This window comes from Halopseudomonas sp. MFKK-1 (assembly GCF_027474385.1).
Taxonomy (GTDB): domain Bacteria; phylum Pseudomonadota; class Gammaproteobacteria; order Pseudomonadales; family Pseudomonadaceae; genus Halopseudomonas; species Halopseudomonas aestusnigri.
In genome coordinates this window covers 1,370,553-1,391,257 of record NZ_CP114836.1, presented here as the reverse complement: position 1 = coordinate 1,391,257, position 20,705 = coordinate 1,370,553, and the positions used below count along the sequence as shown (strand labels likewise).

The 20,705-nt window shown below is 63.2% G+C and carries 16 protein-coding genes; 9 read left to right on the top strand and 7 right to left on the bottom strand.

Going from position 1 to position 20,705, the window contains the following annotated elements:
• Positions 1 to 34 precede the first annotated feature (34 nt).
• The 7 genes from O5O48_RS06365 to O5O48_RS06335 all read right to left on the bottom strand — a co-directional run bounded on the left by O5O48_RS06365 (position 35) and on the right by O5O48_RS06335 (position 12,013).
• A complete protein-coding gene (locus tag O5O48_RS06365; protein WP_269688464.1) occupies positions 35 to 1,000 on the bottom strand; it encodes a chemotaxis protein CheB in 966 nt (321 codons plus the stop codon).
• Positions 993 to 7,544: a hybrid sensor histidine kinase/response regulator gene (locus O5O48_RS06360; protein WP_269688463.1), complete on the bottom strand. Its 6,552-nt coding sequence runs from the start codon at positions 7,542 to 7,544 to the stop codon at positions 993 to 995. Before O5O48_RS06360 ends, O5O48_RS06365 begins: the two co-directional genes overlap by 8 nt.
• Positions 7,545 to 7,546: 2 nt before the next feature.
• Complete coding sequence (locus O5O48_RS06355) at positions 7,547 to 8,431, bottom strand: CheR family methyltransferase (RefSeq protein ID WP_269688462.1); 885 nt, start codon at positions 8,429 to 8,431, stop codon at positions 7,547 to 7,549.
• A 55-nt stretch (positions 8,432 to 8,486) separates the two neighbouring features.
• Entirely contained in the window at positions 8,487 to 10,526 is a 2,040-nt protein-coding gene (locus O5O48_RS06350) for a methyl-accepting chemotaxis protein (protein WP_228247090.1), read from the bottom strand.
• An 88-nt stretch (positions 10,527 to 10,614) separates the two neighbouring features.
• Entirely contained in the window at positions 10,615 to 11,151 is a 537-nt protein-coding gene (locus tag O5O48_RS06345) for a chemotaxis protein CheW (protein WP_088276065.1), read from the bottom strand.
• Positions 11,152 to 11,196: 45 nt separating this feature from the next.
• Positions 11,197 to 11,562 carry a twitching motility response regulator PilH gene (gene pilH, locus O5O48_RS06340; RefSeq protein WP_088276064.1) on the bottom strand — a complete coding sequence of 122 codons (366 nt, stop codon included), beginning with the start codon at positions 11,560 to 11,562 and terminating at the stop codon, positions 11,197 to 11,199.
• 37 nt (positions 11,563 to 11,599) lie between these two features.
• Positions 11,600 to 12,013 carry a response regulator gene (locus O5O48_RS06335; RefSeq protein WP_088276063.1) on the bottom strand — a complete coding sequence of 138 codons (414 nt, stop codon included), beginning with the start codon at positions 12,011 to 12,013 and terminating at the stop codon, positions 11,600 to 11,602.
• Between the two features lie 226 nt (positions 12,014 to 12,239).
• On the opposite strand from O5O48_RS06335, the gene gshB reads away from it, so the two are divergent.
• The 9 genes from gshB (at position 12,240) to siaB (ending at position 20,689) form a co-directional block, all read left to right on the top strand.
• Positions 12,240 to 13,193, top strand: coding sequence for a glutathione synthase (gene gshB / locus O5O48_RS06330; protein WP_228247091.1), 954 nt, complete (start codon positions 12,240 to 12,242; stop codon positions 13,191 to 13,193).
• Between the two features lie 114 nt (positions 13,194 to 13,307).
• The gene (locus O5O48_RS06325) at positions 13,308 to 14,204 is read left to right on the top strand and encodes an energy transducer TonB (RefSeq protein ID WP_269688675.1); all 897 of its coding nucleotides are present in this window, start codon (positions 13,308 to 13,310) and stop codon (positions 14,202 to 14,204) included.
• Positions 14,205 to 14,274: 70 nt separating this feature from the next.
• On the top strand, positions 14,275 to 14,835 hold the full coding sequence (locus O5O48_RS06320; RefSeq protein WP_228247145.1) for a YqgE/AlgH family protein: 561 nt from the start codon (positions 14,275 to 14,277) through the stop codon (positions 14,833 to 14,835).
• A complete protein-coding gene (gene ruvX, locus O5O48_RS06315) occupies positions 14,835 to 15,275 on the top strand; it encodes a Holliday junction resolvase RuvX (RefSeq protein WP_088276060.1) in 441 nt (146 codons plus the stop codon). Before O5O48_RS06320 ends, ruvX begins: the two co-directional genes overlap by 1 nt.
• Complete coding sequence (gene pyrR, locus O5O48_RS06310; protein WP_228247092.1) at positions 15,272 to 15,784, top strand: bifunctional pyr operon transcriptional regulator/uracil phosphoribosyltransferase PyrR; 513 nt, start codon at positions 15,272 to 15,274, stop codon at positions 15,782 to 15,784. The genes ruvX and pyrR overlap by 4 nt, the downstream gene beginning before the upstream one ends.
• Before the next feature lie 7 nt (positions 15,785 to 15,791).
• On the top strand, positions 15,792 to 16,787 hold the full coding sequence (locus O5O48_RS06305) for an aspartate carbamoyltransferase catalytic subunit (protein WP_088276058.1): 996 nt from the start codon (positions 15,792 to 15,794) through the stop codon (positions 16,785 to 16,787).
• 3 nt (positions 16,788 to 16,790) lie between these two features.
• Positions 16,791 to 18,065, top strand: coding sequence for a dihydroorotase (locus O5O48_RS06300; RefSeq protein WP_088276057.1), 1,275 nt, complete (start codon positions 16,791 to 16,793; stop codon positions 18,063 to 18,065).
• A 61-nt stretch (positions 18,066 to 18,126) separates the two neighbouring features.
• Positions 18,127 to 20,118, top strand: a complete 1,992-nt coding sequence (siaA, locus tag O5O48_RS06295) for a biofilm regulation protein phosphatase SiaA (protein WP_228247093.1) — start codon at positions 18,127 to 18,129, stop codon at positions 20,116 to 20,118.
• A gap of 28 nt (positions 20,119 to 20,146) precedes the next feature.
• A complete protein-coding gene (siaB, locus tag O5O48_RS06290; protein WP_228247094.1) occupies positions 20,147 to 20,689 on the top strand; it encodes a biofilm regulation protein kinase SiaB in 543 nt (180 codons plus the stop codon).
• Positions 20,690 to 20,705 lie beyond the last annotated feature (16 nt).

Genomic DNA, 20,705 nt, shown 5'->3' with positions numbered 1-20,705 from the left:
GTCCGCATTTCCTCAAGATGATCAAAGTTAGTGCTCAGCTTGCTGCCGACCATTCCCTTGCCAGCCAGCGCTCCAGCGCAGCTGCCAGTTCCTCGGGAGAGCCCTGGCGGTGGCTGAAGCCGGCATCGAGAACCGCGCTCGGCATGGTCGCACAGGCAGCGCTGACGGTATCCTGGGTCCAGACCTCGCTGCCCTGCTGACGCAGACGTCCGCAGGCAGCAACACCATCCTCGCCCATACCGCTGAAAATAATCGCCCCGCACGCCGGCCCGAATTGCCGGGAAACCAGATCCAGTACTGTTTCTATCGACGGCTGATAAGGGCCGGGCCAGGGCTCGTCACTGACGGCCAGGGTGCCATCCTCGGCAAAACCCAGTTGCCGGTTGATGGGCACAACCAGCACCTCGCCGGCCTGCAATCGGCTGCCCGGCCGGCAGTTGAGTATTTTCCAGTCGTTCTGCCGGCCAATCACCTGGGGTAGCTGCTGCTCGAATCCGGGATCAATATGCTGGGCGTAGACAAAAGCGAGCGGCAGACTCGCCGGCAGCGAGTCGAGAAAGCGCTTCACTGCTGACGGCCCACCCAGGGAGGCGCCCAGCACCCAGACGCAGATTGGATGCGCCTCCGGGTTTGGCGTCGGTGGCGCCGCAAGCGAAGGAGCCTGGCCCTGAGCCGGCGTGCCCAGTAGCGGCTGCAGCTTGCCATACAACCGGCATTGCCAACGCGGATAGTCCTCGCAATCAGCGGCAGGAATCTCGCCAGCACCCAGCAACACCGGCACATCGCTGTGCTCGAGCAGCCATTCGGTAAGCGGCGACTCATCCGCCAGCTCAAGCAGCCAGGCATCGACCGTGATTTGGGCCAGATCCTCGGGCTGCAGTGACGCAGGGTCCTCGGCAGACACAATGCGGTAGCCGAAGGTACTCAGCACCTGTACCAGTTGCTGACGCTGGCCCGCATCACAGGCCAGCAGCGCGATCCCGGGTGCCTGATCAGTCACCACTCTCTACCAGTTGATCGATCACCTCGAGCAGCTGGGACTCCTGATAAGGCTTGCCCAGATAGACATTCACGCCGATGCCGAGCGCCCTTTCACGGTGCTTCTCGCCGGTCCGCGAGGTGATCATCACGATTGGCAGCTTCTCAAGACGCGGATCGTGGCGTACCAGTGTGGCCACCTCGAAGCCGTCCATGCGCGGCATCTCGATGTCCAGCAGCATGATGTCGGGGGTAATGTCCTGGAGCTTGGCAATGGCCTCGACCCCATCCTTGGCGGTAACCACCTCCATGCCATTACGCTCGAGCAGACGGCTGGTCACCTTGCGCACAGTGATCGAATCGTCGACGACCATCACCAGCGTCGGCCGTTCCTCTTCATACTCGCCAACCAGCGCGGCGCGCTCGGCGGCAAGCTGCAGTTGGGCCTGCTGCGCCTGCTGGGCACGGATCACCGCCAGCAGATCAAGAATCACCACCACGCGGCCGTCACCCAGAATGGTCGCACCGGAAATACCCGGCACTACCGCAAACTGCTTGCCGAGGTTCTTCACCACGATCTCGCGCGAGCCGGCCAGCGCGTCCACCTGAACCGCAACGCTGTGCTCGGCACCGCGGACCAGAATCACCGGCAAGGGCAGACTGTGACCGGACAGCTTGGGCTGCTGCCCGGTCACCAGCAGGTCACCGAGATAGCGCAGATCATAGGTTTTGCCGGCATACTCGAACGGCGGTGCATCCGGCGCGTAGTAAGCCTCCAGCTCATAACCGGAGACCCGCACAATACCCTCGATGGTGTTCAGCGGAATGGCGTAGAGATCTTCGCCGGAATAGACCATCAGCGCCCGGTTGACCGACACGGTAAACGGCAGTCGGATGGTGAAGGTCGAGCCGTTGCCCGGCTCGGTAGTCAGCGTCATGCTCCCGCCAAGCTGCTTGACCTCGGCGTTGACCACATCCATGCCCACACCGCGGCCGGAAATCTGGGTCACCTTCTCTGCCGTGGAGAAGCCCGCCTCAAGGATGTACTGCAGCACTTCCTGATCGGTCAGCTCGGTGTCGGCATCCATCAGCCCGCGCTCGATGGCCTTGCGGCGCACCGCTTCGAGATTGATACCGGCGCCGTCATCCTGCAGGGTCAGCACAATCTCGCCGCCCTCACGTTGCAGGTCCAGACGGATTCGGCCCTCACGCGCCTTACCCACAGCCTCACGCTGCGCGGGCGCTTCAATACCGTGGTCCACCGCGTTGCGCAGCATGTGTTCGAGCGGCCCGATCATGCGCTCCAGAACACTGCGATCCATTTCGCCTTCGGCGTTGCCAATGACAATATCGACCTGCTTGCCCAGCTCGCTGGCAACCTGACGCACCACCCGACGCAAACGCGGCACCAGCCGCTCGAACGGCACCATGCGGGTGCGCATCAGACCTTCCTGCAGCTCGGTATTGACCCGCGCCTGCTGCAGCAGCAGGGTTTCGGCGTCACGACTGCGGGTGGCCAGGGTTTCCTTCAGGTCGAGCAAGTCGGACGCGGACTCGAACAGCGAGCGCGACAGCTGCTGGAGCTGGGAATACTGGTCCATTTCCAGCGGGTCGAAGTCCTCATAGCCAGGCCCCATCTGATCCTGGTGGCGCGACAGAATCTGCGCCTGGGTCTCCATGTCCAGACGGCGCAGCTGATCACGTACCCGGTCGATGGTGCTTTCCACGTCTTCGAGGATCTGCGCAACGTCGGTGACCTGCTGCTCGATACGGCCGCGGAAGATAGACGTTTCACCCGCCAGGTTGACCAGTTCCTCCAGCAGCGCAGCAGAAACCTTGACACTTTCCTGCGCAGCCGCGCGCTTGCTGCTGTCGGCGCTTGTCGGGCCTGCAGACTCCATCGCCTGCTTCAGGACCGCGTTAACCTCGGCGAGCGACATACCTTCTGCGGGCGCTGCCGGAACATCGCGCTGGGGCGCGGATGCAACGGGCGACGTCACCGGTGAGCTTGCTGGCGCTGATGCAGGCAAAGACGCCGGCTCCTCCGCCTCGGGAGCAAGGTCTGCAACGGCACCATGCAGAGCAGCCAGTTCGGATGCCTGCGCTGAGCCATCTATCAGCGCCCCTTCCAGGCGCTTGGCCTGCTCGGCCAGGGCATGTTGACCAGCCAGGCGCGCACTGCCCTTGAGGGTCTGCACACGATGCAGCAGATTCGCCGCAGCGGCGGCGTCGTTGTCCTTCGCCGCAAACAACCCGTCGCAGGGAGCCAGAAGCTCGCGGGCTTCCTCGACAAACATGCCGAGCATGCCCTGCATCGGCGATGCAACAGGCGACTCCAGCGGCCTTTCTTCCGGCTGCGGGCTGGCCACCGCCTCGTTATCCGGCAGTGTCGGTACGGTATTCGGATTCTTGCGGAAACCATTGATCGCAGCGATCAGCGCTGCGCCATCACTGATCGGCCTGGACGCGACCACCCCCTCAATCATCTCGGCGAGGGCATCATGGCAGGCGTGCAGCAACGCAATCAGACCATCGCTGGGCTCATAGCGCTGGTCGCACAGACCTTCGTAGACAAACTCCATTTCATGGGCCAGATCGCCTACCGGGCGAATCTCGGCCATACGCGCACCGCCCTTGAGGGTATGCAGATCACGCTGCAATGCTTCCACTGCCAGCGTGTTGCCGGGGTCGGCAATCCACTGCTGCAAGCTGGCTGCGGCGCTGTCGATGATTTCCTGCGCTTCCTCGAGGAAGATATCAACCAGTTCGGCATCGGTACCCGCTTCACTCAGGCTCCAGCTGCCGCCTGCCGGAGCTGCCGGCGCGGACGCCGAAGCCGTGGCCGGCTGTTCAGCCAGCGCCCCGGGGATCAATACCTGCAGCGCGCGCAGCTCGGCATCAGCCGGCAACAGGTGCTGATGGGCAGCAACCTGATCCATCATGCTGATCAGCCGCTCATGGGCCGCTGCCAGTGCATCCAGCACCGCCTCGTCCAGCGCCAGCGTACCGGCCCCAAGCCGCTCGTGTACCTGCTCAAGGGTATCGGCCAGACGTTCAAGTGGCGCCAGCTCGACCTCCGCTGCCACCTCGGCCAGGGCACGCAGGCTGGCAGCCAGCTCGCCGCTGTCGAATTCCGGCGTGCTGCCGGCAGAGCGCATGTTGAGATCGTCACTGACGTCGAGCAATAGATCGATGCCCTCGGTCAGGAAAATCGACATCAGATCCGCACCGGCCGCCCGATCCAGATCGGTGCGGCCGCTGTCACGGGCACTCAGGCCCTGCTCGCGTAGTTGCTCGATCCGCCGCAGGAAGGCATCGGTGCCAGGCAACGGTGCCTGCGGCGCCTGCACCAGTTGCTCAAGCCCGGCCTCGAACAGGGTCACGGCATCACCCAGCAGCTCGACCAGCGCCTGATCGGCAGGCACCAGGTTGGCCTTGAAATCCTTGGTCAGTTTTTCCAGCGGCGTAGCCAACAGGGCAATCGGTTGAATGCCCGCCATGTGGGCACTGCCCTTGAGTGTATGCAGGGCACGCTGCAATGCATCGCTCAACGCGCGCGGCGTGCCGTATTCGTGGCACTCACGCAGGTAGGCGTTGATCTGATCGATATGGTTACGGGTTTCGTTACGGAAGATATCCAGCAACACCGGATCCATGCCGCCAGTTGCTTCGTGTTCAGGCTCGGGCTCCGAAGCCACAACGCCCAGTCCGTCACTGTCAGCTGCGCTCGACCAAACAGGAGCCTCTTCATCCCCGGCCGACTCGTCGATGGCGCCGACGGACTCGTCCGGCTCGATCTCATTCGTCAGCTCGACTGCCTCGCGATCGCCTGGCTCGGAGACGGCCCGCGGTGCCTCGTCAAGGCTGGAGGTGTGCTCGGCGTCATCCAACACCGGCTCATCATCAAGCGAGGTGAAGGCGTCGTCTTCCGGCGCTGCGGACTCTTCAAGCTCCGGCAGTTCGAACTCGCTCAGATCGACCAGCTCAATGGCTTCGGCTTCGGCTTCGGCTTCGGCTTCGGCTTCGGCTTCGGCTTCGGCTTCGGCTTCGGCTTCGGCTTCGGCTTCGGCTTCGGCTTCGGCTTCGGCTTCGGCTTCGGCTTCGGCTTCGGCTTCGGCTTCGGCTTCGGCTTCGGCATTCAGTGTGTCTGCGGAGACCATCGGGTCAAGCGTTTCAGCCGCATCTTCACTGGCTATGCCGACATCGGCAGCCGGCGGGCCCGCGTCCGGCAACGCCTCACCCCGGGCCAACGCCTCGGCCTGAGCCGTCAGGCGCCCGACCTCCGGCAACGCCTGCTGCCGACCTGCGGCAAAGTCCTCTACCAGTCGCGGCATCAGTCCGCGAACGGCATTCACCACCTGGAAAAGGGCACCATCGGCTTCGATGCTGCGATCCAGCACGCGATTGAGCATGTTCTCTACGGCCCAGGCCAGCTCGGCCAGAACCCCTGCACGCACCATGCGGCCACTGCCCTTGAGCGTGTGGAAGGCACGCCGCACCTCGGCCAGCGCCTTGTCATCCTCAAGATCGGCCTGCCATTGGGGCGTATACTCGCCCAGGGTTTCCAGTACTTCCCCGGCCTCTTCGACGAAGATCTCTACCAGTTCTTCATCAAGCTCGTCTTCTTCCGCCGCCGGCGGCGGGCTGGGCGGCGCCACCGGTTGCAGTTCTGGCTCTGGCTCTGGCTCTGGCTCTGGCTCTGGCTCTGGCTCTGGCTCTGGCTCTGGCTCTGGCTCTGGCTCTGGCTCTGCAGGCTGCATCTGCTCGGCTGCCTCGGCAAGCGGTTCATCCGATATCGACACCTCGGATTCGGCCTCTTCCGCGTCCTCGACCGACGCCGGTTGCTCGGCGACCTCCTCTTCGGGCAGGTTCTGCGGGTGATAGCCCAACAGGCCAAGACGCTCCTCTGCGACATCCAAAATGCTGTCACCGCGACCGCTATCGTCCTCGGCCAGGCGTTCGAGGTAGTAGTCAATGCTGGTGATGACGTCAGCCAACGCGTCCAGCGCGGGCCAGTCCGGCACCAGAGAGCGGCCAATCAGCTGTTCGGTGATATAGCGACGGCACGCCGCTATCGCCGCGGCTGCGCGGGCCAGCGGCACCATGGCCAGACCGCCGCGCACGCTGGTAAGCAGGGCATCGACAGGGGCCAGCTGGCTGTGATCCCACTGATTGGCAATGAAGGCATTGATCGATTCGCGGGTTTCTTCCAGCGCGTTACGCGCTTCCTGCACCACCAGTTGATGGACCAGCGCGATATCCTGCGCTGCAGCAAGCCCCTGCATATCGCTGTCGGCAGCACCGTCCTGATCGCTGCGGTCAACGCCCAGAATGCCCTGCAGACTGGCTTCCACGTAGAGCATGCCACCGGCAACATCCATCAGGGCTGCATCGGTGATCGCCGACTGGCCCGACGCCAACCGCATGACCTGTTCGATCTGCTCGGTCAGCACCCGCCGCGGCTGGCCAAGCCCCAGCATCGCCAGCGTGTCGGCAATGCGCTTCATCACCGGCAACATGCCTTCCAGAGCGGTCAGGTCACGACGATCACTGCGTACGAACAGGTCGAGCTGATCCTTGACCTGCATAAGCTCTTCGCCCAGCGCCAGTGCGACCGACTGCATGGCCTCACGATCCGGACCGACCAGCCGATCACCGGCGCCGCGCTGCTCTTCGTTCCAGCTGCCCTTGAGCTGATAACGCTCCTTGAGGGCATCCAGCCGGGGGCTGCCGTCGGCACTCTTGGCAACATAAAACAGCAGGTTGCGCAGCAACTCACGGGGTGGAGCGCTTTGCAGGGCCGTCGCACCCCGTGCCATCAACTGACGCAGCTCCTGATCAGCCTGGCGCAGCAATTGGCGCACCGCCGCGCTGTTGTCGATGCTGCCGATTTCCAGACCTTCGGCAACGCCGGCAAAAATCGACCAGAGCTGGGCATAGGGGGCATCCGCACACAGCGCCTCAAGACGCACAAACACATTGCGCAAGTGCCGGCTATTCTGGGGCACATCCTGGCCACGGATCACATTGGCCTGCGCCATCTGCAGCGCCTGTCGCAGCTTGCGCAGCTGGCGCACACTGGCTTCATCACTCAAATCGGCGACAGCGGCACCGCGAGACGCGGACTCTGCACCGTCCAGCGCCGGACTGAAAACCGCATTCTCGGACAGCAGCTTGTCGCCACGGGCGGTGCGCATGTCGTTGAGCAGTGGCAGCAGTACCATCGGCAGGTCACGTCGCGCGCTCTGCACCCGATCCAAGTACGCCGGCATCTGCAGGATGGCCTGCATCAAGACTTCCAGTGCCTCGCCCTCGCGGCTGGCCGAGCCATTCATCAGCGCCTGGGCGAGCTGCTCCATTTCCTCGGCGAGCAGGGCTGCGCCATAGAACTCGACCATCTGCAGCGTGCCATGAACCTGATGGATATAGGTCAGGCAAAAGCGCAACCGGGTCGAGTCCTCGGGATTTTCGACAAAGGCTTCAAGCGCCTGACGCGCCTGATTCAGCGTTTCGGATATCTCGCCCTTGACCCAGTCAAGCGCGACATAATCATGCCGATCACCCATATTCACTCCAGACGTCCGTTGCTTTCCCGCCGCACATAGGCCTGCACCTGATCATCAGGCAGACGCTCAAGCAGCGGGTTGTTCCAGTCCACGATTTCACCCAGTCCGATAACCAGCATGCCACCTGGAGCCAACCGTCTGGCGAGCAGGTTCAGCAGGTCGCGACGACGCCAGCGACGGAAGTAGATGAGCAGGTTCTGGCAGAAAATGATATCCAGGTCCTGAATCGGAGCCTGGGCCAGTTCAAGAATATTGACGCGGGCAAAACAGACCCGATCACGCAGGGCATAGGCCACTTCATAACGGTCGTTGGCCAGCGGCTGCAGCCACTCCCGACGCTCACGTTCGTTGAGTCCGCCCAGCCGGGCGCCCGGATACACGGCAGTACGCCCCTGCTCCAGCGCCTTGTGGCTGATATCGGTTGCCCAGATCCCGTAGCCGCCCGGATGACCACCTGCCCGGCGCAGGCTCTGCTCGACCATGATGGCCATCGAGTAGGCCTCTTCGCCACTGGCGCAGCCCACACTCCAGAGCTGCAGCGGCCGCTCCTTGTCGCGCCCCTTGAGCAGCAGGTCGAGGTGGCGCCCCACCGCTTCGAAGGACGGGCGATGGCGCATGAAGCTGGTTTCGCGCACGGTCAGACGCTCGATCAGTGCCGACCACTCGACGGCGCCAGCAGCGCCGTTGGTGACGTACTCGAAGTAGGTCTGATAGTCGGCCAGGTTGAGCTCGCGCATGCGCGCGCCCAGGCTGGTCTGCAGAAAGGTCTTGCGCTGGTCGCTGACGCACACGCCCGTACGCGCCTCCAGCAGCGTTTGCCACTGACGAAACTGCTGCCCATCCATTTCCGGCAGCGGTTGCAACGACCAGTTTTGCGTTGTCTGCACGTAAGCCCCTCGTACTCAGCGTCCTCGGGTGGCACCGGGTGCCACCCGTATCAGCTTAGTCGCCCTGCTGCGGCAAGGTGAAACCATCGACCGACTGACGCATCGCCTCGGCCAGTTTCGCCAACTCGCCAATGCTGCGAGCGGTCGCGGTCGTACCGGCAGACGTCTGCGAGGTAATTTCCTGAATCACGTTCATGGTGTTGGAAATGTGACCAGCGGACGACGCCTGCTGACGTGCTGCGTTGGAGATGTTCTGAATCAACGCCGCCAGACTGGTCGATACCTTTTCGATCTCTTCCAGGGCCACACCCGCGTCCTGAGCCAGGCGTGCACCACGTACCACCTCAGAGGTGGTCTGCTCCATCGAGATAACCGCTTCGTTGGTATCGGTCTGAATGGTTTTAACCAGCGCTTCGATCTGCTTGGTCGCACCGGAGGAACGTTCTGCGAGGCGCTGAACTTCGTCCGCAACCACCGCGAAGCCTCGACCGGCGTCACCGGCCATGGAGGCCTGGATCGCCGCGTTCAGAGCCAGAATGTTGGTCTGGTCGGCAATATCGTTAATCAGGCTGACGATGTCACCAATCTCCTGGGACGACTCACCAAGACGCTTGATCCGCTTGGAGGTGTCCTGAATCTGCTCGCGAATGGTATCCATGCCCACGATGGTGTTCTGCACCACCTCGTTACCCTTGTTGGCGATGGCTACCGAGCGCTCCGCTACCGCGGCCGACTCGGAGGCGTTGGCCGATACCTGGTCAATGGAGACCGCCATTTCGTTTACCGCCGCCGAGGCGCCGGCAATTTCCTGTGCCTGGTGCTCGGAGGCTTCGGCCAGATGCATCGCTGTGCCCTGGGTTTCCTGCGCGGCGCGCTCTACCTGCTGGGCGGTATGGTTGATGGTGCCTACCAGCGCACGCAGTTGGTCGATAGACTCGTTGATGGAGTCGGCAATCGCACCGGTAAAGTCTTCGGTTACCGTCGCCTGGGCCGTCAGGTCACCGTCGGCGAGATCGCCGATCTCGTCGAGCAGTCGCAGAATCGCGGCCTGGTCGCGCTGGGTTTTTTCCAGCGTCTCGTCCAGACGCAAACGGGTGTCGCGGGTCAGCTGGATACCGATCAACAGCAAACAGGTCAGCGCGATGGCGGCCAGCACGTAACCCAGGATGGTGTTGGCAACGCGTCCATCGGCATTGGCTTCAAAAGCCTGAGCCAGACTGGATGCATTCTCCAGCAGCGACTGCGAGTCGGTAAAGATATCGTTGGCGGCGGTACGTACCTGATACAGCTCAGGGGAAGTCAGCAGAATCTGGTCAACCGAATCGGACACATAGCGGAACAGTGACTGGATTTCCTGCAGCCGGCTGGCGGCGTCTGCATCCGCCACCCGGGTTATCCCGATACTGGCGTTACCCTCGATCATGCCCTGCAGTACGCGCCCGAACAGGCTGGCGTCGCGGCCGAAACTGTCGGCCGCCATCACCGCGTCTTCGTCACCTTCCAGTACCCGGTTCACCGAACCAAGAATCCGCTCGGCCAGCAGCGACTGGCGCTGGGCAATAGCGACCTGATCGGCCGGCGCATTACTGGCGATCAGCACGTCTACCACATCTTCATACTCGACCTGCAGCTGCGGCACGGTGTCGGACAGGGTTGCCGCAACTTCGTGCAGCGACAGAACCGTGCCCTGACTGGCGAGAATCGCGTCGGCATTGCGACGCACCTTGTCCCAGTCAGCCTGCAACTGGGCCTGCTGCCCGGCCATGCTGGCCGGCATCGGTGGCAAACCGGAGGCGGCGTCCCCCTTGACCAGATAGTCCCAGCGTTGCTGGAAGTCGTTACGCGCGCTGAGCAACAGACCGAAGGCTTCCGGCGTACCGGTGGCAGCTTCGGTTGCCGACTTGGAGATCTGCTGGGACAGAACCCGCAGCTCGCCGGCGTGACCAATGTATTCGGTATCACGGGAGCTCTGCGTATTCAGGTACAGGAAGTTGGCGATCAGCAACACCAGCGACAGCAGCAGAATGGCACCCAGGCCAAGTACCGTCCGGTTGCTTCGCAAGGAAGACAGCGTCTGTGTATCAAGTATCTTCATTTTACTGGCCCCTACCTGGCCTACGGCTTTTTTCTGGCTAACATGCTCCGGCGCGACCGGCGTTCAGCACCGGTCGCGCCAATTCCGATCAGATGGCTACATCGAGAAAATCCTGATCACGTGCCAGTGCGCGAAAATTGAACACCAGCGCTTCACGCTCGCCCTGGTATCCCCCAACAACATAGGGCCGCACACGCGGCTCCAGCTCCGGCAGCTCGGTACTGAAGGTACTGACCGGCAGGTGCTGCATCCCCAGCACTTCATCCACCAGCAGACCGACAAACAGATCGTCACGGTCCAGCACCAGCACCCGGCGCTGCTTACGCCCGCCACTGGCAGCCACACCAAAGAAACGGCTCAGATCGATGATCGGTAACAGGCGTCCACGCACGTTCGCCACGCCCCGAACCCAGGCCTTGACCCTGGGCAGTGCGGTGTAGCGCGGTTCGTGAAGAATTTCGGTGATTTCGCCCATTGCGGCCAGCATGACGTGACCGGCAAGGCGAAAGCCGACACCACTCCAGGTTTCGCTGACCTCATCCTGCGATGGAAGGCCGGCCGCCTGCAGGCGGCACTGGTCAGCGAGTTGCTGCAGCAGTTCAAAAGGATGTTGAGTGTCTGACATGCCGTCCCTGTTCTCATTCTTATCCGGCACAGAAGGCGCCGGTAACTAGCTGCCGAGCACGGTTTTCAGCGTCTTGATCAGGGTGGACTCATCTACCGGCTTGGTCAGATAGTCCTTGGCGCCCTGCCGGGTACCCCAAACCTTGTCGGTTTCCTGATCCTTGGTAGTCACGATGATGACCGGAATATGATTGGTTTCGGGATCCTTGGTCAGTTGGCGCGTCGCCTGAAAACCGTTGAGCCCCGGCATGACGATATCCATCAGTACCGCGTCGGGCTTTTCCTGCCGGGCCAGCGCCACCCCATCGGCACCGTTCTCGGCCTTGAGGACCTCGTAACCGTGTTTCTCCAGCATGCCGGTCAGCTTGTACAGCTCGGTCGGCGAATCATCTACTACCAAAATGCGAGCCATCAGACTCCCCCGGGTTGTTCTTCGAATGAGTTAGTGCTCAGGCGCCAGCGGCGCCCGCAACATGACCGCCCTGCGGGACATGAGCGCGGATGGCTCCCAGCAGCTCTTCCTTGCTGAACGGTTTGGTCAGGTATTGATCGGAACCGACGATCCGGCCCTTGGCCTTGTCAAACAGACCGTCCTTGCTGGACAGCATGATCACCGGTGTCGCCCGGAAGGCACTGTTGTTCTTGATCAGGGCACAGGTCTGATAGCCGTCAAGGCGCGGCATCATGATGTCGACAAAGATGATGTCCGGGTGGTTGTCGGCAATCTTGGCCAGCGCGTCAAAGCCGTCAACCGCCGTGATTACATTACAGCCGACCTTCTTCAGCAGGGTCTCGGCCGTGCGTCTGATCGTCTTGCTGTCATCAATCACCATGACTTTGAGGCTTTCGAAATTTTCTTCCATAAGACCAGCCTTTGTTATTGATGGAGGGTCGATTCAGAAGGCTGCTGCGCGGCACCCCTCGACCAGCCAATTCCCTTTCCGCGTACTTTTAGCATAGATTCGGCGGTCAATCTATAAAGCAGAAGCGCCACCGAGACAACATTGCACTCCTGTCCGCACTGGCTGCGCAGACCGTCTGGCGCTACACTCGACTCCCTTCCGAAACAGCCAGGAAAGCACACATTCTATGCGCATTCGCCTCGGTATCGTCATGGATCCCATCAGCGCGATCCAATACAAAAAGGACAGTTCTCTGGCCATGCTGCTGGCCGCCGCCGCCCGCGACTGGGAGCTCCTCTACATGGAGCCCCAGGACCTCTACCTCGCCAACGGCAAGGCCATGGGCTGCCTTCGTCCGCTCCAGGTACACGCCAACCCGGATCACTGGTATGACCTGGGCGAACAGCAACAGGCCCCGCTGGACTCCCTTGATGTGATCCTGATGCGCAAGGATCCGCCATTCGACAACGAATTCCTCTACGCGACACACATCCTGGAAGCGGCTGAGCGCGACGGTGTACTGATCGTCAACCGCCCGGCCAGTCTGCGCGACTGCAACGAGAAACTGTTCGCCACCCAGTTCCCGCAATGTGCACCGGATCACATCGTGACCCGCCGCGCGGACATTCTCCGCGAATTCGCCACCCGGCACCGTGACGTTATTCTCAAACCGCTCGACGGGATGGGCGGCTCCATGATTTTCCGTATAAGGGAGGGCGACCCCAACCTGAGCGTCATCATCGAGACCCTGACCGTGCATGGCACCCAGCAGATCATGGCTCAACGCTACCTGCCGGAGATCAAGGATGGCGACAAGCGCATCCTGATGATCAAGGGCGAGCCGGTGCCCTACTGCCTTGCACGCATCCCCCAGCAGGGCGAAACCCGTGGCAACCTGGCCGCCGGCGGCCGTGGCGAGGCGCGTCCGTTAACCGAGCGCGACCGCTGGATCGCCGAGCAGGTCGGCCCTGCGCTGCGCGAACGCGGGCTGTTGTTTGTCGGCCTGGATGTCATCGGCGATTATCTCACCGAGATCAACGTGACCAGCCCGACCTGCATCCGAGAGATCGACGCCGCCTACGATACCGATATCGGCGGCCGCCTGATGGATGCCATCGAGGAACTGCTGCAGGCCCGCTGACCGCCCTCACGCCGCCGGACAGCAAGATTCGGCGGCGTGACGCAGCACATGGACTTTTGCGGCCACCGCGGGCAGACTTCACCGGACAGTGACAGCACCCAGCACATGGATCGCATGAACAACGCAGCACCGCCCCTTGCCAGCAACAGCCCGCCGACCGTCACCTCCCGTGACCGTCTCGGCTTCACCCTGTTTCTGGCTGCGGTCCTGCACGCTTTGGTCATCCTTGGCATTACTTTCGATATCCCGACCCCCAGCGAGCTGTCGAAAAGCCTCGAAATCACCCTGGCCACCCAGCAAAGCGAAGCGCCCCCCGAGGACGCCGACTACCTCGCCCAGATGAACCAGCAGGGCAGCGGTACACTCGAAGAAAAGGCTGCCCCCAGCACCACCGAGGAAGCTCCCTTCCAGGACAGCGAAATCAACCGGATCAGCCCGCCGCCGCAGGTCAGCGCGCCGCCGCCCGCGCCGGTGCAGCAAAAGACGGTGACGACTACCGCGCCGAGTCAGCAGCGGGTAACCACCGCACCGCCCAGCCCGAAGCCGCTGCCGGCACCCGCAGCGCAACTGCGCTTCGACATGAATGATCTGTCACGCGAAATCGCCAGCCTGGAAGCCCAGCTCGCCGAGGAGCGACAGGCCTACGCCAGACGGCCGCGCATCCTGCGCCTCAATGCCGCATCGACCATGCAGGACAAGGGGGCGTTCTACAAGGATGCCTGGCGGCGCAAGGTAGAGCAGGTTGGCAACCTCAACTATCCGGCGCAAGCCCGAGCCAACCGCATCTACGGCAGCCTGCGCCTGCTGGTGCAGATCAACCGCGACGGCACCCTGCGCGATGTGCAGATCCTCGAGTCCTCCGGTGAACAGGTTCTGGATCAGGCCGCCATGCGCATCGTACGCTTGGCCGCGCCCTTCATGCCCTTTACCGGCGACCTGATGGATATCGACGTGCTGGAGATCATTCGCACCTGGCGCTTCGAGCCGGGCGACCGGGTATCCAGTTTCTGACCGGAAAACCAGCGGCCAGACCGGCAATTCGGTCCTTGCCCTGCCCGGCCTTCGACCCAATACTATGGGCATTATGCAGACGACACCGAGCAACCTCACCCACCATTTCCTGATCGCCATGCCGCATATGGCTGATCCGCGTTTCGATCACAGCCTCATCTACCTTTGCGAGCACAGCCCGGAAGGCGCCATGGGCCTGATAGTCAACCAGCCAAGCGAACTCAACCTCAGTGATCTGCTCGACCAGCTGGCGCCAGATGTTACCGCGGGTATCGACGTCACCGTACTCAATGGCGGCCCGGTGGAAACCGAGCGCGGTTTCGTGCTGCACGACGGTGAGCGCAACTGGGAGTCGAGCGTGGATCTCGGCCCGCTGAAGCTGACCACATCGCGCGACATTCTCAGCGCCATGGCGCGGGGCGATGGCCCGGATCGAGTGCTGATTACCCTTGGCTACGCCGGCTGGGGTGCCGGCCAGCTGGAGCAGGAGCTGGCCGAAAACGTCTGGCTGAGCTGCCCGGCCGATCACGGCATCCTGTTCAATTTGCCCTGGGAGCAGCGCCTGACCGCCGCCGCACGCTCGCTCGGGGTGGACTGGAGCCTGCTGACCAGCCAGGCGGGCCACGCCTGATGCCGACCGCCCATCGCCGCGCCATGGCATTCGACTACGGCACCCGGCAGATCGGCGTTGCCGTCGGCCAGACCCTGACCGGCAGCGCCGAGCCACTGACCAACCTGCGCGCCCGTGACGGCGTGCCGGACTGGGAGCAGATCGCCCGACTGATTCGCGAGTGGGAGCCGAACGTCCTGGTCGTCGGTCTGCCCCTGAACATGGACGGCAGCGCCAGCGATATGAGCGAACGTGCCGCTCGCTTCGCCCGCCGCCTGAACGGCCGTTTTCAACTGCCGGTCGAGACCGTCGACGAGCGCCTTAGTACCTTTGAAGCCAAACAACACCTCAAGTCGCAGGGACGCACACCGAGCAGCTACCGGGATGACCCGGTCGACAGCCTCGCCGCCGCCCTGCTGCTGCAGACCTGGCTGAGCGGCCAGAGCAAGGAGACACCATGAGTACACTTCCCGCGGTCGACAGCCTGCTGAGCAGCATGGCCGACCAGTTGCGCGCCCATCTGGACGCGCGGCAGATCAGCGACCCGGCCTTTGTCGGCATTCATACCGGCGGTGTCTGGGTTGCCGATGCCCTGCATGCTGCCGTCGCACCCGAGGCGCCGATGGGCACGCTGGATATCGCCTTCTACCGCGATGACTTCGAGCAGCACGGCCTGCCGCAACGGGTACGCCCGTCCGAGCTGCCGTTCGGTGTCGACGACCGTCACATCATTCTGGTCGACGACGTGCTGATGACCGGACGCACCATCCGCGCCGCGCTCAACGAACTGTTCGATTACGGCCGCCCGGCCTCGGTAACCCTGGTCACCCTGATCGACGTCGACGCCCGCCAGCTGCCGATCCGCGCCGACATCCTTGGCGCCACTCTGGCCCTGACAGAAGGCCAGCGGGTAAAATTGACCGGACCCGCCCCGCTGCACCTGACCCTGACCGACGCCGCCACCAATTGAGATCGCCATGAGCCTGACGCCGCATCACCTGCAACTCAACCAACAGGGCCAGCTGCGCCACTTCCTGACCATTGAAGGGCTATCGCGCGAGCTGCTGACCGAACTGCTCGATACCGCCGACTCCTTCCTCGAAGTCGGTGAACGTGCGGTCAAAAAGGTCCCGCTGCTGCGCGGCAAGACGGTCTGCAACGTGTTCTTCGAGAACTCGACCCGGACCCGCACCACCTTCGAGCTGGCGGCCAAGCGGCTGTCGGCCGACGTACTCAACCTGAATATCTCGACCTCGTCGACCAGCAAGGGCGAAACCCTCTACGACACCCTGCAGAATCTGGAGGCGATGGCGGCCGACATGTTCGTGGTGCGTCACGGCGATTCCGGCGCGGCGCACTTTATCGCCGAGCGGGTCTGCCCGGACGTCGCCGTGATCAACGCCGGCGACGGCAACCACGCGCACCCGACCCAGGCGATGCTCGACATGCTGACCATCCGTCGCCACCGCGGCGACTTCGAGAACCTTTCGGTCGCCATCGTCGGCGACATCCTGCATTCGCGGGTCGCGCGCTCCAATATGCTCGCCCTGAAAACCCTTGGCTGCCCGGATATCCGCGTGATCGCCCCACGCACCCTGCTACCCGAAGGCATCGACCAGTACGGCGTACGGGTCTTCAACGATCTGCGTGTCGGGCTGCGCGACGTCGACGTGGTCATCATGCTGCGCCTGCAGAAGGAGCGCATGCAGAGCGGCCTGCTGCCCAGCGAGAGCGAGTTCTACAAACTCTACGGCCTGACCCGCGAGACTCTCGCGCTGGCCAAGCCCGATGCGCTGGTCATGCACCCGGGCCCGATCAACCGCGGCGTCGAAATCGAATCGGAAGTCGCCGACGGCCCGCAATCGGTGATTCTCAAGCAGGTGACCTACGGCATCGCCGTGCGCATGGCCGTCATGTCGATGGCCATGACCGGACAAACCACCCAGCGCCAGCTCAACCAGGAAGCGAACTGAACCATGCGACTGACGATTGAAGGCGCCCGGGTGATCGACCCCGCCAGCCAGTTTGATGAAATTACCGATCTGCATATCGCCGCCGGCCACATTCTGGCCCTCGGCGCTGCCCCCGAGGGCTTCAGCCCCAACCAGCGCATTGACGCCCGCGGCCTGATTGCCTGCCCGGGCCTGGTGGACCTCAACGTTTCCCTGCGCGAGCCCGGCTACAGTCGCAAGGGCAGTATCGCCAGCGAGACCCGTGCCGCCGCCGCCGGTGGCGTGACCACCCTGTGCTGCCCGCCGGACAGCCGCCCGGTGCTGGACACCCCGGCCGTGGCCGAGCTGATTCTGGATCGCAGCCAGGCTGCCGGCAACGCCCGCGTCCTGCCCATCGGCGCCCTGACCAAGGGACTGGAGGGCGAGCAACTGAGTGAACTGGTCGCCCTGCGCGACGCCGGCTGTGTCGCCTTTACCCAGGGGCTGCGCCCGATGGGGAGCAACCGTATTCTGCGCCGCGCGCTCGAATATGCGGCGACCTTCGGCCTGACCATCATTTTCACCCCGCAGGATGCCGACCTGGCCGAAGGCGGCATGGCCCATGAGGGTCCGACGGCCTCGCGGCTGGGTTTGGTGGGCATTCCGGAAAGCGCCGAAACCGTTGCCCTGGCCCGTGACCTGCTGCTGATCGAACAAACTGGTGTACGCGCCCACTTCAGCGGCCTGACCAGCGCCCGCGCGATGGATATGCTGGCCGACGCCCAGGCCCGCGGCCTGCCGGTGACCGCCGATGTTGCCGCTTACCAACTGCTGCTCTGCGACGAGGACCTGACCGGCTTCTCCAGCCAGCTGCACGTCATGCCTCCGCTGCGCTCCGCCGACGACCGGCGTGCTCTGCGCCAGGCCGTGCAGAGCGGCGTGGTGCAGGCCATCGCATCGCATCATCAGCCGCACGAAGCCGAAGCCAAGCGGGTGCCCTTTGCCGCCTCGGCACCGGGCATCAGCAGCGTCGAGATCCTTCTGCCGCTGACCATGACGCTGGTGGCCGACGGCCTGCTGGAAATGCCTGCAGCGCTGTCCCGGGTCACCACCGGACCGGCCGCTGCGCTCGGACTGTCAGCCGGCCAGCTGTCGCTGGGCGGCGCTGCCGACATCACCCTGTTCGACCCGGCTCAGGCCTGCGAAATCGGCCGCAACTGGCTGTCCCGCGGGGCCAACTGCCCGTTCATCGGCAAAGGTGCGCCGGTGGCCGTCACCCACACCCTGTACGGCGGAAAGCTGGTATATCAGACCCATTGACCCGAACGCCGGTCGAACGCCGCGCATGACACAACACTAAGCGATTGGAAGGAGCCCTGGCATGGCCGCATTCGGCTTGCGTGGCAAATCACTGCTGGCCCTGGTGCTGGCCTGCCTGCTGGCACTGGTACCTGCCGGCCTGATCGGCTGGTCGGTACTCAACGGCATTCACGAACACTTTGGCGAGGCCTACGCACGCAATGCGACGCTGCTGAGCCGGGAAAAGATCAGCGCGCCGATCAGCCGCGAGCTGGCGCTGTCGTTGCGCTTCGCCAATTCTGCGGTGACCCGTCAGTGGCTGCTTGATCCGGATGATCCGACCAAGGCTGATCTGTTCTTCCGTGAAGCGGAGCTGTACCGAGCCGACTTCCGCGACCATGCCTACTTTATCGGCCGCCTGGATAGCCTCGGTTACTACTTCAACGGTGGCGACCAGCCCCCCAGTACCGAGCCACGCTATATCCTCAATCCCGAATCCGACGCCGACAGCTGGTTCTTCAGCACCCTGCGCAACACAGATAACTACAACATCAACGTCGACACCAACCCCGAGCTGGACACCACCAAGGTCTGGCTCAACATGGTGGTCAAGGATGACGACGGCAGCGTGCTGGCGCTGGCGGGATCCGGGCTGGATCTGTCCACCTTCATTCGCGACTTCATCACCAGCGATGATCCGGGCGTCACCCCGATGATCATCGATGCCGACGGTGCCATCCAGGCGCACAGCGATCGCAGCCTGATCGCCCTCAACTCGGGTGCCGACGCCAACAAGGGCAGCGGCGCCAATCTGCTCAGTCTGGTCAGCGAACGTGACCGTGCAGCGGTTGCCGCAGCCATTGCCGAGGTCGCCACCGACCCGGGCGGAGTCCGCACCCTGCCGGTAGAGCTGCAGGGCACCACCGAGTTGCTGGCCCTGACCTTTATCCCGGAGCTGAACTGGTACGTGGTCAACGCCATCGACCTGACTACCGCCGAAGTCATCGACAGCACCTGGCTGACACCGCTGCTGATCGGGCTGGCCGCCCTGCTGATCCTGCTGGTGCTGATTTTTGCGGTCGCTATCGAGCGCCTGCTGCTCGGCCCGCTGCGCCAGCTCAAGCGCGGCGCGCAGGCGATGGCTGCAGGCAACTACGACGTTGCCATGCCGGCCGGCCGCGACGACGAGATCGGCGAATTGAGCGACGCTTTCGGCATCATGGCGGCCAAGGTCCGCAGTCACACCCAGGAACTGGAACAGCGGGTTCAGGAGCGCACCTGTGATCTGGAGCAGGTCAACCAGCAGATGCATGCGGCACGCAAGAAGATCGAGGACTCGATCGATTACGCCAGCCTGATCCAGCGCTCGATCCTGCCCAACCGCGAACTGGTCAATGCGCTCGGTGAACATCACGCCGTGCTCTGGCGCCCGCGGGACGTGGTCGGCGGCGACTTCTACATCTTCCGCAATGAGCAAAGTCACTGCCTGTTCGGTGTCGTCGACTGCGCCGGTCACGGTGTACCCGGCGCACTGATGACCATGCTGGCGCACGCAGCGCTGGACCAGGCCATCAACGATTGCGGCATGCACGACCCGGCAGCGATCCTGCGCCGTACCGATCAGATCGTCCGGCACATGCTCAGCGACTCGCCGGAGACCAAGTCGGTTGCCACCAATATGGACGTCGGCCTTGCCTATGTTGATCTGGAGCAACGCCAGGTCACCTTCGCCGGTGCGAAGATAGCGCTATATCACTGTGACGGTGGTACGGTTTCCCACTTGCCGGGAGCGCGCCGTGCGCTCGGCGACAAGCGACAGGGCGACTACCATAACCAGCAGATCGCATTGCAGCCCGGGCGCACCTTTTATCTGTGCACCGATGGCTTCCTTGACCAGGCCGGCGGCGAGCGCGGGTTCGGTTTCGGCAACAGCCGATTCGCCGATATGCTGCGCCGCCATGCCAGTCTGCCACTGAACGAGCAAAGTGCCGCCTTCAGCGATACACTGGCCGCCTATCAGGGCGACTATCCGCAGCGCGATGACATCACCATGCTGTGCTTCCGATTTGACTGAGCAAACGCCCGACCGCACAGGAGTTGTAATGGACCATATCGACCTGTTCGCGATGCGCGAACAATTCAACAGCCAGCAGATCCTGCTGTGCTTCAACGGCCCCATCTCGCGCAGCCTGATCGAAGAGATCGGCAACGCATTGCGTAACTATCTGGCCGCCGATAGCGCACCGACTTCCGCTGCCATGGATGTTTTTGCCGTCTACATCGAAATGACCCAGAATATCAGCCATTACACCCGGGCCAAGGGTTGGAACGAGCAGGAGGCTGGCGCCACCGTGGTCGTATCACGGGATGAGGACGGACGGTATATCGTGTCGGCAGGCAACCTGATCGAAAGCGCCGACGGGGAAAATCTGGTCAGTTCGATTGCCCGGCTGGCAGAACTGGACAAAGCCGGCCTGAAGGCAGCCTACAAGGAGCAACTGCGTCGCCCGCGCGACGCCGAGCGCCCCTCCGGCGCGGGCCTGGGCCTGATTGACATTGCCCGCAAATCCAGCGCCCCGCTGCAGGCCTCGCTGCAGCCCGTCGCCAACGGTCGCAGCTTTTTCAGCCTGCGCGCCGTGATCTGACCGAACCAAGAGCCAA

Coding starts and splice junctions, on each gene's coding strand:
- O5O48_RS06360 (WP_269688463.1), bottom strand. CDS start 7,544: ATGGGTGATCGGCATGATTATGTCGCGCTTGACTGGGTCAAGGGCGAG.
- O5O48_RS06350 (WP_228247090.1), bottom strand. CDS start 10,526: ATGAAGATACTTGATACACAGACGCTGTCTTCCTTGCGAAGCAACCGG.
- O5O48_RS06345 (WP_088276065.1), bottom strand. CDS start 11,151: ATGTCAGACACTCAACATCCTTTTGAACTGCTGCAGCAACTCGCTGAC.
- pilH (WP_088276064.1), bottom strand. CDS start 11,562: ATGGCTCGCATTTTGGTAGTAGATGATTCGCCGACCGAGCTGTACAAG.
- O5O48_RS06335 (WP_088276063.1), bottom strand. CDS start 12,013: ATGGAAGAAAATTTCGAAAGCCTCAAAGTCATGGTGATTGATGACAGC.
- gshB (WP_228247091.1), top strand. CDS start 12,240: ATGCGCATTCGCCTCGGTATCGTCATGGATCCCATCAGCGCGATCCAA.
- O5O48_RS06325 (WP_269688675.1), top strand. CDS start 13,308: ATGAACAACGCAGCACCGCCCCTTGCCAGCAACAGCCCGCCGACCGTC.
- ruvX (WP_088276060.1), top strand. CDS start 14,835: ATGCCGACCGCCCATCGCCGCGCCATGGCATTCGACTACGGCACCCGG.
- pyrR (WP_228247092.1), top strand. CDS start 15,272: ATGAGTACACTTCCCGCGGTCGACAGCCTGCTGAGCAGCATGGCCGAC.
- O5O48_RS06305 (WP_088276058.1), top strand. CDS start 15,792: ATGAGCCTGACGCCGCATCACCTGCAACTCAACCAACAGGGCCAGCTG.
- O5O48_RS06300 (WP_088276057.1), top strand. CDS start 16,791: ATGCGACTGACGATTGAAGGCGCCCGGGTGATCGACCCCGCCAGCCAG.
- siaA (WP_228247093.1), top strand. CDS start 18,127: ATGGCCGCATTCGGCTTGCGTGGCAAATCACTGCTGGCCCTGGTGCTG.
- siaB (WP_228247094.1), top strand. CDS start 20,147: ATGGACCATATCGACCTGTTCGCGATGCGCGAACAATTCAACAGCCAG.